Genomic DNA, 15,271 nt, shown 5'->3' with positions numbered 1-15,271 from the left:
AGACCGCTGAGTGGGACGCGGCTTGCCCGCCAATGAGAACGAATTCTAGTCTCGCGGGCATGACGCTGAATCTGGCGACCCTCTTCGAGGCCGTCGCGGTGGCCGTCCCCGACCGTACGGTGCTCGTCTGCGGCGACCGCAGGCTCACCTTCGCCGACCTCGACGCGCGGGCCGACGCGGTGGCGGGCCGGCTGCGTTCGGCGGGCATCGCGCCGGGCGAGCACGTGGGTCTCCACATGCTGAACGGCACCGAGTACGTGGAGACGCTGCTCGGCTGCCTGAAGATCCGCGCCGTGCCGGTCAACATCAACTACCGGTACACCGACCGCGAGCTGCACTACCTCTACACCGACGCCGGGCTGACCGGCCTGGTCGTGGACGACGCGTTCGCGCCGGCCGCCGCCCGTGTCGCCGGAGAATGCCCCGATTTGCGCGTCGTCTCGGTCGTCCGGACGGGGGAGACCGCCGAGAAGCCGGAGTGGCCGTCGCGGATCAGCGTCAGCGACTACACGTCCGAGGCCGGCGCGCCCGACCCGTCCCTTCGCGAGGGCCGCACCGCCGACGACCACTACGTCCTCTACACCGGCGGCACCACCGGCAACCCGAAGGGCGTCGTCTGGCGGCACGAGGACTTCTACATGGCCGCCCTGAAGGGCGGCAACCCCTACGGTGACCCGCGGCGCACCGTCGAGGAGCTGGTCGAGGGCGCCAAGACCGGGTTCGAGCTCAGCTACATGCTGACGATGCCGCTGATGCACGGCGCCGCGTCCTACACGCTGTTCATGGCGATGCTCACCGGCTCCAAGACGATCCTGATACGCCGCTTCGACGCGCTGGACGCGCTCCGCATCATCGACCGGGAGCAGCCGATGATCGTCGCGGTGGTCGGCGACGCGATCGCGCGCCCGCTCGCCGACGCGATCCGCGCCCACGGCTCCGAATACGACCTGTCGTCGTTCAAGGTGCTGGGCTCGGGCGGCGCGATCCTGTCCAGCAGCGTCCAGGCGGAGTTCGCCGAACTGGTCCCCGGCATCCACATCAACAACGCGTTCGGCGCGTCGGAGTCGGGCGCGGACGGCACCATCGCCATCGGCGCGGACGGCCTGATGCGGCTCGCCGCCGGCGCCCACGTCAGCGTGGTCGGCGCGGACATGAAGCCGATCCCGCCCGGCTCCGCCGAGATCGGCTACCTCGCCCGCTCCGGGCACGTCCCGCTCGCCTACCACAACGACCCGGAGAAGACGGCGCGGACGTTCCCCGTCATCGACGGCAGGCGCTGGACGATCCTCGGCGACATGGCCCGGGTCGAGGCCGACGGCACGGTCGTCGTCCTCGGGCGCGGTTCCGGCTGCATCAACACCGGCGGCGAGAAGGTGTTCCCCGAGGAGGTCGAGCAGGCCCTCAAGTCGCACCCCGCCGTGATGGACGCGCTGGTCGCGGGCGTCCCCGACGACCGCTTCGGTGAGCGCGTCGCCGCCGTCGTGGAGCTGCGGCCCGGCGCGTCCGCCACCGTCGAGGACCTGCGGACGCACTGCCGCGAGCACCTCGCCGGCTACAAGATCCCCGCCGCGGTGACCTTCACGGACGCGATCGTCCGCTCCCCGTCCGGCAAGGCCGACTACCGCTGGGCCAAGCGCGTCCTCACGCCGCCGAGTCGTTGACCTGCGGCGTGTTGTTGTTATGAGCCGCTCCATAACAACAACACGCCGCAAGTCAACGCACCTGGTGCTGGTGCGCTGGTCGTTTTGAGACAAGGAGATATCTCATGCCTGAGGCCGTCATCGTCGACGCCGTCCGGACGCCGGTCGGCAAGCGCTACGGCGCCCTGTCCGGGCTGCACCCGGCCCAGCTGCTCGGGGTCACGCAGCGCGGGCTGCTCGAACGCGCCGGCGTCGACGCGGCGACGGTCGGGCAGGTCGTCGGCGGGTGCGTGACGCAGGTCGGGGAGCAGTCCAACAACGTGACCCGCAACGCGTGGCTGTACGCGGGGCTGCCCTACACGACGGCGTGCACGACGATCGACTGCGCGTGCGGGTCGTCCCAGCAGGCCGTGCACATGATCGCCGGGCTGATCGCGTCCGGCGCGATCGACACCGGCATCGGCTGCGGCGTCGAGGCGATGAGCCGGGTGTTCCTCGGCCAGGCCCTCGCCCCCGGGACGGGCAGCCCGGCCCCCGAGGGCTGGGAGATCGACTACCCGGACCAGTTCACCGCCGCCGAGCGCATCGCGAAGAAGCGCGGCATCGCCCGCGCGGACGCCGACGCGCTCGGGCTGGCGTCGCAGGCCAAGGCGAAGGCGGCCTGGGAGGACGATCGGTTCGCCGGGCAGATCCTCTCGGTCGAGGCGCCGGTCATGACCAAGGAGGGCCCGACCGGCGAGATCGGCGTGGTCACCCGCGACCAGGGGCTGCGTGACACGACCGCCGAGGCGCTCGCCGGGCTGAAGGCGGTCATTCCGGACGGCATCCACACGGCCGGCAACTCGTCCCAGATCAGCGACGGGGCCGCCGCGGTGCTGCTGATGTCCGCCGAGCGGGCCGCTGAGCTGGGGCTTCGCCCGCGTGCCCGGATCATGGCGTCCGGGATGGTCGGTTCCGACCCGTACTACCACCTGGACGGTCCGATCGACTCGACGCGGCACGTCTTGGACCGGGCCGGCATGAAGCTGTCCGACATCGACCTCGTCGAGATCAACGAGGCGTTCGCGTCGGTCGTCCTGTCGTGGGCGTCCGTGCTGGACGCGGACATGGACAAGGTCAACGTCAACGGCGGCGCCATCGCGCTCGGCCACGCGGTCGGCTCGACCGGCGCCCGCCTCATCACGCAGGCCGTGAACGAGCTGGAACGGTCCGACAAGTCGACCGCCCTCGTCACGATGTGCGCGGGCGGCGCGCACTCCACGGCCACCATCATCGAACGGATCTGAAGTATGACCATCGGGCTGACCGAGGAGCACCGCGACCTGCGCGACGCCGTGCGCGCGTTCACCTCCCGGCAGGTGACGCCGTCGGCGGTGCGCGCCGCGGTGGACGCCGAGCAGGAGAAGGCGCCGGCGTTCTGGGCCGACCTCGCCGCGCAGGGCCTGCTCGGGCTGCACCTGCCGGAGGACGTGGGCGGCGCGGGCTACGGGCTGGTCGAACTGGCCGTCGTCCTGGAGGAACTGGGGCGCGCCATCGTCCCGGGGCCGTTCCTGCCGACCGTCCTGGCGAGCGCGGTGCTGTCGCGTGCGGGGCACACCGCGCACCTGCCGTCGCTGGCCGGCGGGAGCGCGGTCGGCGCGGTGGGCTTGGACGCGGGGACGCTGACCCTTTCCCGCTCCGGCTCCGGGGTCACGGTGACCGGTGTGTCGGGCCCCGTCCTGGGCGCCGCGCTGGCGGACGTCATCGTCGTCCCGGCGAAGGACGCCGACGCGACGGCCTGGCTCGTCCTCCCCCGGAATGCCGTGGACGTGGACGAACTCCCCAGCCACGACCTGACCCGCCGCCTGGCCACGATCGAGTTGGAAAACGCGACTGTACCGGCCGGTTCAGTCCTGGATCTGGACTCACAGGCGGTGCGCGACCTCGCGGCGGCGCTGTTCGCCGCCGAGGCGTCCGGCATGGCCGACTGGGCGACGACGACCGCCGCCGAGTACGCGAAGGTCCGCGAGCAGTTCGGCCGTCCGATCGGCCAGTTCCAGGGCGTCAAGCACCGCTGCGCCCGGATGCTCGCGCACGCCGAGCAGGCCCGCGCCTGCGCATGGGACGCCGCCCGCGCCCAGGAAGACTCCGCCGCGCGCGAGGCGTCCCTGGCCGCCGCCGTCGCCGGGGCCACGAGCGTCCAGGCCGCGTTCCAGACCGCTAAGGATTGCATCCAGACGCTCGGCGGCATCGGCTTCACCTGGGAGCACGACGCCAGCCTGTACCTGCGGCGCACGCAGACGCTGCGCATCCTGCTCGGCTCCACCGCGTCGTGGCGCCGCCGGGTGGCGCGCCTGACCCTCGACGGCGTCCGCCGCGAACTGAGCGTCGAACTGCCGCCCGAGGCCGAGCAGATCCGCGCCGAGATCCGAGCCGAACTGGAGCCGGCGAAGGCCCTGGACGGCAAGGAGCGCGTCACCTACCTGGCCGACCGCGGCTACACGTCCCCGCACCTCCCCGCCCCGTGGGGCAAGGGCGCCGACGCCATCACCCAGCTGGTCATCGCCGAGGAGATGCGCGCCGCCGGCCTCCGCGCGCACGACATGATCATCGGCAACTGGGTGGTGCCGACGCTGATCGCGCACGGTTCGCCCGCCCAGCACGAGCGGTTCCTGCCCGGCTCGCTCCGCGGCGACATCCGCTGGTGCCAGCTGTTCTCCGAGCCGGGCGCGGGCTCCGACCTCGCCGCGCTGTCCACCCGCGCGGAGAAGGTCGAGGGCGGCTGGAAGATCACCGGCCAGAAGGTGTGGACGTCCATGGCCCGCGAGGCCGACTGGGGCATCCTCCTCGCACGCACCGACCCGTCCGTCCCGAAGCACAAGGGCCTGTCCTACTTCCTCCTGGACATGAAGTCCGAGGGGATCGGCATCCGCCCCCTCCGCGAGCTGACCGGCGACACCCTGTTCAACGAGGTGTTCCTGGACGGCGTGTTCATCCCGGACGACCTCCTGGTCTCCACCCCGGGCAACGGCTGGAAACTCGCCCGCACGACCCTCGCCAACGAACGCGTCTCGCTCTCCAACGACTCGTCCCTCGGCAGCGGCGGCGAGGCCCTCCTCAAGCTGGCGACGGACGCCGACGACGAGCGCCTGACGACCCTCGGCGGCATCCTCTGCGACGCCCAGTCGAGCAGCCTGTTCGGCCTGCGCACCACGCTGCGGACGCTGGCGGGCGGCCAGCCGGGCGCGGAGTCGAGCATCGGCAAGCTGATCGGCGTCGAGCACATCCAGCAGGTGTGGGAGACCGCCATGGACTGGATCGGCCCCGAAGCGCTCTCCGGCCTCGGCGAAGGCGGCATGAAGGACCCGACCTGGATGTTCCTCAACTCCCGGAACATGTCGATCGCGGGCGGCACGACCGACGTCCAGCTGAACATCATCGGCGAGCGCATCCTCGGCCTGCCCCGGGACGCCGCATGACGATCGACCTGCAGTCCGGAACCCGTCCCACCGGGGTGGACGCGGCCGTCGACGCGGCGCGCCGCGTCATCGACGCCCTCGTCCGCTCCGGTGACATGACGGACGCCGACATGGCCGGCATCACGGACCGCCTCCACGCGGTGGCCGACGACCTGGAGTCGTCGGCCCCGCCCCTGGACGACCGCCTGGTCAACATGTGGCGCGGCGACGGCATGACCCGCCACGACCCGGTCACCGGCCCGGAGAACCCGATCGCCCCGCCCGTCGAGTACACCGCCGTGGACTCCCACACCATCGAGGCGGTGACGACGCTGGGCCTGCCGTACCAGGGGCCGCCGTCCTGCGTCCACGGCGGCGTCTCGGCCCTGATCCTCGATCACACCCTCGGCGTGGCGAACGGCTGGGCGGGGGTCTCGGGCGTGACGGCCGAACTGACCATCCGCTACCACGAGCTGACCCCGCTCTTCGAACCGCTCACGATCACCGCCCGCCAGGTCTCGGTGGACGGCCGCAAGATCCGCACGACGGGCGAGATCAAGGCGAACGGCGAAACCTGCGTCTCCGCCGAGGGCCTCTTCATAGCCAAACACCCACCCCGCCCCCGCTGACATAAGAACGGCCGGCGGCGCCGGTCAACGGGCCCCACACCAGCAGCGGGAAGACGCGCTGCGGGGGAAGTGTGATTCCTGGGTGGGGGAGCAGGATGGCGGTATGAGCAGTGCATCCTTGATGACCGCCGCCGTGCTGCGTCGCCACGGCGGGCCGGAGGCTTTGGAGGTGCGGGAGGGCTGGCCTGTGCCCCAGGTGGGCCCGGGGCAGGTGCTCGTGCGTGTGGGTGCGGCGGCGCTCAACAACACCGATATCTGGACGCGGGAGGGCGCGTACGGGCTGCCGGGACGTCCGGACGCGAAGGCCGGGTGGCGCGGTCCGGTGGACTTCCCTCGGGTGCAGGGCGGGGACATCGCCGGCACCGTCAGCGCGGTCGGCGCCGACGTCCCCGATGAGCTGGTGGGACGTCGAGTGCTGGTCGATCCGGCGTTCTACGCCGACGAGGGCGAGGACGCGGTGCCGGTCGGGCTGCTGGGGAGTGAGGCGGACGGCGGCTTCGCCACCTATGTGGCGGTCGATGCCGTTCGGGTGCACGACATGACTGCCTCACCGTTGTCCGATGAGGAACTTGCCGCGCTGCCCGTGGCCTATGGGACGGCGATGGGCATGCTGGAGCGCGCCCGCATCATGAAGGGCGAAGCGATCCTCGTCACGGGCGCCTCCGGCGGTGTCGGGTTCGCCCTCGTCCAGCTGGCCGCCGCACGTGGCGCGCGGGTGGTGGCTCTGACCAGCGGCACCAAGGCCGAGGTGGTGCGCGACGCCGGTGCCGAGGTGACCGTTTCCCGTGACATGGATCCGGCCGAGTTTCACCGCGAGTTGCGCGCGGCGGCGCCCGGTGGGCTGGACGCCGTTGCCGACGTGGCGGGCGGCCCCTGGCTTGAGCGTGTGCTGCCCGCGCTGCGTGACGGTGCCCGCTGGGTCATCGCCGGCGCGGTCGCCGGGCCCGTGGTCTCGTTCGACTTGCGGCGCCTCTACCTGCACAATCTCAGCCTTATCGGCTCCTCGATGCACACCCGGGCCCATTTCGCGGAACTGGCGGAACTGGCCCGCACAGGCGCCCTGCGGCCACGCATCGCCGCCACGTATCGGCTGAGTGATATTCACGCGGCACAGGACGAATTCCGCCGCGGCTCACGCATCGGCAAGATCTCGATCCTGCCGTGACCTGGGGCGGCCCGCCGCCGGTGAAGGCTTCCACCATGCTCATCGGCGCGACATGGTGGTCATATGAGCGATAACGAGCGGCCCGAGGACACGGCCGGCCGGTGGCATGCCCTGCCGCCGCGCATCCCACTGGAGGACCTGGTGGCCGGGCAGGAGGTCCCGCCGAAGCCCCAGGTGATCGCGGACCCGAGCAGCGCGGAGGTCGACGAGGCCACCCGGTACCCGGTCTAGCCGGGCGGTGATCTTCCGTCCCGGTACCGTGGCGCGGTGAGCGAAACGGTGGGGTTCGACGGGGCTGTTGAGGTGGGGGTCGCCGCGTTCTGCGCGGGAACCGAGTCGCCGAGCGATGACGAGGTGTGGGGACGGCTGACGGGGGCCGGGGTCGAGCCGTGGCTGGCGGAGCGGCTGCTGGTCTTCCTGCCGATGGCGTTCACGCGGCGATTGCTGCCGGAGGTGGAGTTTCCGGACGAGATGGTCGCCCCGAGCGGTCGGATGATCCTCTCGGACGAGCCGGTGTTCGTGGCGGCCTTGGCACGCGCGGAGCGCGCCGGCCGCGGCGAGTTCGAACGGGTCGCGTTGCGCAGCAGCGAGTTCGCCGCGATCAACAATGCGCTGAACGCCGGGTCGGAGATGTCGGATTTGGCGCTCGCTGAGACCGCGCTGGTCAGTGATCTGCACCCCGTCCAGCCGGGGGACGGCGGTGTGCCCTCGCCGCAGGCCGTGTTCGAGGGCTTTCTGCGGGGGCACGGGGTGAGGCTCGGCGGTGCGGCGGAGGCCGCGGCGAAGCTGTTCGCTCATCCCACGCCGGCCGGTTCGGTGATGGTCCAGATCGACTTCGCCGTGTCGCATCCGGCGCTGGCCACGCCGCGGCTGGTGGAGAGCTTCGCCGGGTACGGCACCACGTGGCGGGAGGCGATCGGCGGGGCCCTGCACAAGTTCGAGCGTGGTTCGCTGCATCCGATCGTGGACGGTCTGCTGCGCCCCGGGGCCGTCCCCGACCAGGTGGAACGGGAACGGTTCGAGCATGGCCCGGTGGGGAGGCGGTGGTCGCGGACACCCCGGCGCCTCTGCCCGACGGAAGGGTCGCGGTGCGGCTCTTCGGCCTGCTCGTGCCCATCGGCGGCGTTTAGCGACCCGCGACCCTTCGCCTGGTCAGGACCGGGTCGCCGCGCGGAGGGCCGCCCAGGCGTCCCATCACCAGGCCACCGGGCCTTCCTCGGCGAAGAAGCCGCCGGTCGGTCCGTCCGGGCTGAGTGCGGCGAGGCGCACGACGGTCGCGGCGCCCTGCGCGACGGTGAGGAAACCGGTGTGGTCGTTGCTGTCGGTGTCGACGAAGCCGGGGGCGACGGCGTTGACGAGGATGCCGTCCTTTCGCAGCTCGTTGGCGTATTGCACGGTCAGCGCGTTGAGGGCGCTCTTGGACGGTGAGTACGCCGCCGACGGGAGCAGTGCCGCGAAGGGGCCGTCCGGGTCGGCGGCGAGGGTCAGCGACGCGGCGTGGCTGCTGACGTTGACGATGCGCGGCGCCGGCGACCGGCGCAGCAGCGGCAGCATGGCGTTGGTCACCGCGATCACCCCGAGGACGTTGGTCTCGAACACCGCCCGGACCATGTCCAGTTCGACGGTGCTGGGAACCTGGTCGTGGGCGTCTGCGGGGGAGACCTGCCCGGAGCCGGTGATTCCCGCGTTGTTCACCAGCACGTCGAGGTGGCCGAAGTGCTCTCCGATCTGGTTCGCGGCCTCCTGGACGGTGGCCGGGTCGGTGACGTCCAGGCTGACCGCGTGCACGTCCCCGCCCGCCGCGCGCAGGGCCGTAGCGGCCTCCTCACCGCGCCGGGGATCTCTGGCGCCGATGAAGACCGTCATCCCCAGCGCGGCGAGTTGCTCGGCGACCCCGCGGCCGATCCCCTTGTTCGCCCCGGTGACCAGCGCGACCTTCTGGTGTGTGGTCTGCTCGCTCATGACCTGCTCCTTCAAGGTGTGTTCTTCGCAGAAGACGTCTTCAAGACCCGAGACGAGACAGCCGAGGCTCCTGTGACATATGGACGGAGAAAGCCGGGACGCGGGCGTTCCCCTCGTCCGGGTGATAGCCCCTATGGCAGAGTCGGGTCCATGAGGATGACCATTGGGAGGTCGCATGGGCGGCTTACGGGTTAGGGCTCTCGATGAGAGCACCTGGCCGGACTTCGCCCGGCTGGTCGAGAACAACAACGGTGTGTGGGGCGGCTGCTGGTGCATGGGCTTCCATGAGGAAGGCGTAGGACGCACCAAGACCGTCGAGCAGAATCGGTCCGAGAAGGAACACCGGGTCCGGGAGGGACGAGCACACGCCGCCCTCGTATTCGACGGTCCCGACTGCGTCGGCTGGTGCCAATTCGGGCCGACCGAGGAACTGCCGCGCATCAAGCACAAGCGCGCCTATCAGCAGGGCCTCGAAGCCCTGCCGGATTGGCGGATCACCTGCTTCTTCAGCGACCGCAAGCACCGGCGCGGCGGAGTCGCCTCCGCCGCGCTCGAAGGCGCTCTGCAGGAGATCGCGCGGCTCGGCGGCGGGACGGTGGAGAGCTATCCCGAGAACGTCGAGGGTCGATCGACTTCCGCGTCATTCCTCTACAACGGCACGCTGGCGATGTTCGAGAACCTTGGATTTGAGCGCACCCGCCGCCTGGGCAAGAACCATTGGGTCGTCACCAAGGTCGTGCCCCCTAGCCGCTAGCCGCCGTCCGGCCGATTTTCACCGGCGTCCAGTGTTCTCCCGCGTCGTGCGTGGCGAGCAGGGTGCCGCCGTCGTCCGATCTGGCGGCGGGGGAGTGGACGACGAAGCCGTTCTTGTCGGTGGTGAACAACAGGTCGTTCCAGCCGCTGCCGCCATCGGCCTTGGACAAAACCGTGTCCCAGGTCTGGCCGCCGGTGTTGCGGTAGAGCCAGCTCCCGGACGACACGGACGTGACCGCCAGGGTGCCCTCGGGCGTGGCGGCCAGCGTCGACTGAATGCCTAGGCGCGGTGTGGTGCCCGCATCCGATGTCGTCTTGGCGGTGTCGGTCGAGCGGAAGACATGCTTGGTGGCCTTCGAGAAGCCGGCGTCGCCCACGCACAGCAGCGCCACCCGTCCGCGCGGCATCGGCGCGACGTCCACGAGGGCTTCGGCGTTCTGTTTGCTGCATGGCGACGGCCGGGGCGACCAGCGGCGTCCCCGGACGCTCGCGAAGAGCGCGTCGGCCTGCCCGGCCGGGCCGGGCACGGCGATGTAGGCGGTCCGGTTGTGCAGTGCGAGGACAACGCCGGTCGCGGGCCTGGCCGGCAGTTTCACCGGGACACGCCGCCAATTCCCGTGACGGATGCGAGCACGCCACACGGACGGAGCCTTGTCGCACTGTTGGCCCACCGCACAGGGCGAGACCGCCGCGTAGACGACACCGGCGCCGGCGGCCAGCGAGATCACCTGCCGTCCGTCGCCGGGCAGCGGGGCCTTCCGCCAGTTGCGGCCGCCGTCGGACGTCGTGAAGAAGGACGGCCCGAACGCCCAGCCGTGCCGGGCGTCCACGAAGCGGATCTCGGTGACTCCGGCGCCGCCGGGTGGCGCCAGCGGGGCCGGCGGTGCGCCGGTCGCCGACCAGTGGCGGCCGCCGTCCCGGGTCTTGGCGACCGTGGTGCACTGCCCCGCCTGGCACGGCGCGGTGCCGAGCACCCAGCCCCGCCAAGGTGAGGGCCATGTGGTGGACTGCGCGCGGAAGCCCGAGGGGACCGGACGGCCTCGCCCGTGCGCGCCCGCCGCCATGGCCGGTGCGCCGGTCAGCGCGCCGAGGGCCAGTGCCGCGGCGCCGGTGACCGCGCCACGCGTACATGTGGAGGCTTGCATTTCTCCCCTTTCAGTATTGGAATTCGCGCGGTTGGTGCTGGAGGCTGATCCAGTGCTGGGTGGTGAACTCGTCCACGACCCAGTCGCCGCCGAAACGGCCCAGGCCGGACGCCTTTTCTCCGCCGAAGGCGATGTGGACGTCGTCGTTCACCGTCGTGTCGTTGACGTGGGTCATGCCCGCTTGGACGCGGAGGGCGAAATCCAGGCCGCGATCCTCGTTGCGGGTGTAAACGCCGCTCGACAGGCCGTATTCGGTGTCGTTGGCCAGGTGAAGGGCGTGCTCTTCGTCGTTCGCCTTGATAATGGTGGCGACCGGGCCGAAGACCTCCTCGGCGGCGGTCGCCACCGTGTTGTCGCCGACGAGTACCTGAGGCGGCAAGACCTGGCCGGTGGGGCCGGTCGGGTCGCCGCCGAGGATCAGTTCGGCGCCGTCCTCGACCGCTCGGGACACCTTCTCCCGGATCGAGTCGACCTGTCCGGCATTGATGACCGGGCCCAGTTGCGTGCCGATACCACGCGGGTCGCCGTAGCGCAGTGCCGCGGCGGCGGAGACGAAACGGTCGACGAAGGCGTCATGAACGGACGCGTCCACGATGATGCGATTGGTCGCCATGCACACCTGGCCCTGGTGGAAATAGCTCCCGTACAGGGCGCCCGCCACGGCCTGGTCGAGGTCGGCGTCGTCCAGCACCACCAGAGGCCCGTTGCCGCCCAATTCCAGCGCGAGCTTCTTCAGCCCGGCTTTCGCCGCGATGCTCCGTCCGACCGGCGTGGACCCGGTGAAAGAGACCACGCGCGGAATCTCATGCTCGACGATCGCGTCGCCGATCTCGCTGCCCTTGCCGATGAGCACGCTCAGCAGCCCGGGCGGCAGCCCGGCCTCCTCGTAGACCTTGGCGAGGAAGAGCCCGCCGGTGACCGGAGTGTCGCCCGCCGGCTTGAGGACGACCGCGTTGCCCAGCGCCAGCGCCGGCGCGACGGACCGGTTCGACAGCTGGACGGGGAAGTTCCACGGGCTGATCACCGCCACCACGCCGGCCGCCTTGCGGTAGACGCGGTTCTCCTTGTCCGGGATGTCGGAACCCGTGCCCGTCCGGACGTTGACCCGGTCGGCCTGCTCGGACGCCTTCTCCGTGACGGCGCGGACCAGGGCCAGTTCCATGGCGGCACGGCCCCGGGTCGCCCCGGCCTCGCGCTGCAGCCACTCGATGAGCTCGTTCTCCCGGTCGGCCAGGATGAGCGCCGCCTTCGCCATGACCTCGGAACGCTCCCGGGCGGGCCGCGCCGCCCACTCCGGCTGGGCGTCGCGCGCGGCCCGGTACGCCTGGTCCAGGTCGTCCGCGCCCGCCAGCCCGATTTCTGTCAGGACGTCCCCGGTGTACGGGTCGGTGTCCGCCCTGCTGCCGCCCGACCCGCCCGCGCGCCACTCGCCCGCGATGGGCATCCGATCGAACCCCGTGTAGACGTCGAGCGTCGTTCCCCCGGCCATGCGCCCTCCTCGCATCCGCTCGCAGTGCCAGTGCACTTGCCCGGCGCTTCTGCACTTGCCCGGCCAGGCGCCCGCACACGTCCGCCCGGCAAAATCCGCGTCCGGGCGATGTCACTTTTCGGACGGCCGGTCCAGTCGTGGGGGTGAACGCGAAACAAGCCGAGGAGGAACCATGGCGGCACCCATCCTGGTCACGGGCGGCACGGGCACGATCGGGCGGCAGGTCGTCCCGCTGCTCCGGGACGCCGGACGGGACGTCCGAGTGCTCACCCGCCACGGCCGCGAACCCGCGGACGGCGTCGAGTACGTGACCGGCGACCTGCTCAAGAACGAAGGGATCGAAGCCGCGTTGGACGGCGTCGAGATCGTCCTCCACCTCGCGGGGAGCAACAAGGGCGATGACGAGGTCGCCCGGAACCTGGCTCAGGCGGTGGCGCGCACGCGGGTGAAGCACCTCGTGCTCATCTCGGTGATCGCCGCCGACCGTGTCCCGCTGGCCTGGATGAAAACCCAGGTGGAGACCGAACGCGCCGTCGTCGAATCGGGCGTGCCGTACACGATCCTGCGCGCCGCCCAGTTCCACGACCTGGTGCTGAAGGTCGTGGAGAGCATGGCCAAGATGCCGGTCGTCCCGATCCCGGGCGGGCTCCGGTTCCAGCCGGTCGACGCGCGGGACGTCGCCGCGCGGCTCGTGCAACTGGCGCTCGGCGAACCGGCCGGACGCGTCCCCGACCTGGCCGGGCCCAAGGTGTACGGGCTGAAGGAGCTCGTCCGCGGCTACCTGGAGGTGCGCGGCAAGCGCCGTCCGACGATGCCCGTCCGCATCCCGGGGAAGGCCGGACGCGCCTACCGGGCCGCCGGCAACCTCACCCTCGACGGCGCCGACCACGGCACCCGCACCTGGGAGGACTTCCTGGTCGAGCGCCTGGGGCAGCCCAAGGAGATCCTCACGAGTGCCCCAGCACGCTGAGCGCGGCGAGGGAGACGGCGCCGACCAGCACGGTCGACAGGAGGCCGAGGAGGAGACCGCGCCGTCCCGTCCGCAGCAGCGAGCGGACGCGGACGGACGTCCCCAGCCCGAACATCGCCGCCGCCAGCAGCACCGTCGACACCTCCTTCGCCCCCGCCAGCACCGGACCGGGCACCACGCCCGCGCTCCGCAGCAGCAGCATCACCAGGAACCCGACGACGAACAGCGGCACGACCGGCGGGCGCTTCCCGCCGGCGCCGCCGCCCGTCCTGCGCTCGATGACGCCCATCCCCGCCACCATGGGCGCGAGCAGCACCACCCGGGTCAGCTTCACGACCACGGCGGTGCCGACGGCCGCCGCGCCGACGGGGGACGCGGCGGCCACGACCTGCGCGACCTCGTGGACGCTCAGCCCGGCCCACATCCCGATCGTCTCCGGCTCCAGCCCGAACACGCGGGCGCCCAGGAACGGGACGAGCGCGATGGCGGCGCCGCCGTAGATCGTCACGAGCGTGACCGCGGTGGCGACGTCCGCCTTCCGGCTGCGGGCCACGCTGTCCATGGCCACGATCGCCGACGCCCCGCAGATCGAGAAGCCGGTGGCGACCATCAGCCCCAGACCAGGCGAAACACCGACCAGCCGCCCCAACCCCAGCGTCCCCGCGAACGCGAGCCCAACCGTGACCACGACGACCGCGATCATGCCGGGACCGAGCCGCAGCACCTCGGTGAGGCTGAGCTGAAGCCCGAGAAAGACCACACCGACCCGCAAGAAGGAACGCGTGGCCCACTGCAACCCGTATGACGTCGCCCCGGGCAGTGCCCCGCCGACCAGCACCCCGATGAGCACCGCGACGGTCAGCGCGCTCAGCGCGGGAACGAACCGGTTGACGATCATCGCCACGCCGGCGCCGCCCGCCGCCACCACGAGGCCCGGCCCCGTCCGCTCCCACCAAGACCGCACCCGCTCGGGGCGGACCGCTTCCAAAGTGCTCATACATCCGAGGCTTCCGCGCACCCGGCACGTCCGGTACCAGCCGATTCGGCCTCACGTCATAGCCTGAGGGCATGGCCCCGCACCCCGACATCGACTCGCTGCGGCTGCTCGTCCTGGTCGCCGAGCGGGGCAGCCTGACGGCCGCCGCCGGGGAACTGCGAATCAGCCAGCCGTCCGCGAGCAAGCGGCTGTCCCTGCTGGAACGCCGGCTCGGCGTCCGGCTCGTCGACCGGACCCGCCGCGGCTCGTCCCTCACTCCCGCCGGGACGCTGGTGACCGGCTGGGCGCAGCGCGTCCTGGACGCCCTGAACGCGCTCGCGGACGGTGCCGAGGCGCTGCGCCGCGAGCACACCGGCAACCTCACGGTCGCGGCCGGCCTCACCATCGCCGAGCACCTCCTGCCCGCCTGGATCGGGGACCTGCGCCGCGCCGACCCCGACCTGCACGTAGGCATGCAGGTGACGAACTCCTCGCACGTCTGCGAACTCGCACGCCACGGCGAAGTGGACATCGGCTTCATCGAGTCACCGGGCCGCCCCACCGGCCTCCGCTCCCGGACCGTCGCCCGCGACCGCCTGGTCCTCGTCGCGCCACCAGACCACCCCTGGACGCGCCGGAAGCGTCCCATCCCGCCCGCCGAGGTGGCCGCCACCCCGCTGATCAGCCGGGAATCAGGCTCCGGCACCCGCCAGGCGGCCCGCCAGGCAATGGCCGCCCACGGCCTCGACCTGGCCCCGCCCCTCCTGGAGTTCGGCTCCAGCACAGCCGTCCGAAACGCAGTCGTAGCCGGCGCCGGCCCGGCCCTGATCAGCGAACTGGTAGTGGCCGGCGACCTGGCCACCGGCGCCCTAACAGAAATACCCATTGAAGGCGTAACCCTGGAACGCTCCCTACGCGCGGCCGTCGGTCTGTCGCCCATGGGCGAATACGACGCCAACATGCGCCGCATCGCCGGCTAGCCGACTGCTGGCGGTGCCGGGCGGCGGGTGTGGGCGAGGGGGGCTGTATGTGATGAACATACCCGAGACCACGAGAAGGACACCAAGAGCGACAGCGGACTTCGGGTCGGAACATAAAACAATAA

At 71.4% G+C, this 15,271-nt stretch carries 13 protein-coding genes and 1 pseudogene; 10 read left to right on the top strand and 4 right to left on the bottom strand.

All coding sequences use genetic code 11. The features are described 5' to 3' along the window. Positions 1–59: 59 nt before the first annotated feature. The 7 genes and pseudogenes from HUX53_RS34065 to HUX53_RS41920 form a co-directional block, all read left to right on the top strand. On the top strand, positions 60–1,661 hold the full coding sequence (locus HUX53_RS34065) for an acyl-CoA synthetase (RefSeq protein ID WP_176407389.1): 1,602 nt from the start codon (positions 60–62) through the stop codon (positions 1,659–1,661). Positions 1,662–1,765: 104 nt separating this feature from the next. After that, a complete protein-coding gene (locus tag HUX53_RS34060; RefSeq protein WP_176407388.1) occupies positions 1,766–2,926 on the top strand; it encodes a steroid 3-ketoacyl-CoA thiolase in 1,161 nt (386 codons plus the stop codon). Between the two features lie 3 nt (positions 2,927–2,929). After that, a complete protein-coding gene (locus tag HUX53_RS34055) occupies positions 2,930–5,098 on the top strand; it encodes an acyl-CoA dehydrogenase (RefSeq protein WP_176407387.1) in 2,169 nt (722 codons plus the stop codon). Beyond that, a complete protein-coding gene (locus HUX53_RS34050; protein ID WP_176407386.1) occupies positions 5,095–5,706 on the top strand; it encodes a PaaI family thioesterase in 612 nt (203 codons plus the stop codon). The genes HUX53_RS34055 and HUX53_RS34050 overlap by 4 nt, the downstream gene beginning before the upstream one ends. Positions 5,707–5,809: 103 nt before the next feature. Continuing rightward, the gene (locus HUX53_RS34045) at positions 5,810–6,871 is read left to right on the top strand and encodes a zinc-binding dehydrogenase (protein ID WP_255205912.1); all 1,062 of its coding nucleotides are present in this window, start codon (positions 5,810–5,812) and stop codon (positions 6,869–6,871) included. Positions 6,872–6,934: 63 nt separating this feature from the next. Beyond that, the gene (locus tag HUX53_RS34040) at positions 6,935–7,102 is read left to right on the top strand and encodes a hypothetical protein (RefSeq protein WP_176407385.1); all 168 of its coding nucleotides are present in this window, start codon (positions 6,935–6,937) and stop codon (positions 7,100–7,102) included. A 192-nt stretch (positions 7,103–7,294) separates the two neighbouring features. After that, positions 7,295–7,888, top strand: a pseudogene (locus HUX53_RS41920) (DUF6348 family protein); the annotation flags it as partial. Positions 7,889–8,065: 177 nt separating this feature from the next. On the opposite strand, the gene HUX53_RS34030 reads toward HUX53_RS41920, so the two are convergent. Beyond that, complete coding sequence (locus HUX53_RS34030; RefSeq protein ID WP_176407384.1) at positions 8,066–8,833, bottom strand: SDR family oxidoreductase; 768 nt, start codon at positions 8,831–8,833, stop codon at positions 8,066–8,068. A 175-nt stretch (positions 8,834–9,008) separates the two neighbouring features. On the opposite strand from HUX53_RS34030, the gene HUX53_RS34025 reads away from it, so the two are divergent. Further along, a complete protein-coding gene (locus tag HUX53_RS34025) occupies positions 9,009–9,587 on the top strand; it encodes a GNAT family N-acetyltransferase (RefSeq protein WP_176407383.1) in 579 nt (192 codons plus the stop codon). On the opposite strand, the gene HUX53_RS34020 is transcribed toward HUX53_RS34025, so the two are convergent. After that, complete coding sequence (locus tag HUX53_RS34020) at positions 9,577–10,731, bottom strand: YCF48-related protein (protein ID WP_176407382.1); 1,155 nt, start codon at positions 10,729–10,731, stop codon at positions 9,577–9,579. The genes HUX53_RS34025 and HUX53_RS34020 overlap by 11 nt on opposite strands. Positions 10,732–10,741: 10 nt before the next feature. Next, the gene (locus HUX53_RS34015) at positions 10,742–12,220 is read right to left on the bottom strand and encodes an aldehyde dehydrogenase family protein (protein ID WP_176407381.1); all 1,479 of its coding nucleotides are present in this window, start codon (positions 12,218–12,220) and stop codon (positions 10,742–10,744) included. A 172-nt stretch (positions 12,221–12,392) separates the two neighbouring features. Between HUX53_RS34015 and HUX53_RS34010 the strand changes: the two genes are divergently transcribed. Next, positions 12,393–13,190: an SDR family oxidoreductase gene (locus HUX53_RS34010; RefSeq protein WP_176407380.1), complete on the top strand. Its 798-nt coding sequence runs from the start codon at positions 12,393–12,395 to the stop codon at positions 13,188–13,190. On the opposite strand, the gene HUX53_RS34005 is transcribed toward HUX53_RS34010, so the two are convergent. Next, positions 13,168–14,187: a YeiH family protein gene (locus HUX53_RS34005; RefSeq protein ID WP_176407379.1), complete on the bottom strand. Its 1,020-nt coding sequence runs from the start codon at positions 14,185–14,187 to the stop codon at positions 13,168–13,170. The two genes, HUX53_RS34010 and HUX53_RS34005, sit on opposite strands and share 23 nt — an antisense overlap. Before the next feature lie 71 nt (positions 14,188–14,258). Here HUX53_RS34005 and HUX53_RS34000 point away from each other — a divergent pair, with 71 nt between their 5' ends. Then, positions 14,259–15,146 (top strand): LysR family transcriptional regulator, encoded by an 888-nt coding sequence (locus tag HUX53_RS34000; RefSeq protein WP_176407378.1) that lies wholly within the window; start codon positions 14,259–14,261, stop codon positions 15,144–15,146. The last annotated feature ends 125 nt before the right edge of the window (positions 15,147–15,271 follow it).

The organism is Actinomadura sp. BRA 177 (assembly GCF_013372625.1).
Taxonomy (GTDB): Bacteria; Actinomycetota; Actinomycetes; order Streptosporangiales; family Streptosporangiaceae; genus Spirillospora.
Note: the sequence above shows the minus strand (reverse complement) of the source record. Positions and strands in the feature narration are given on the sequence as shown.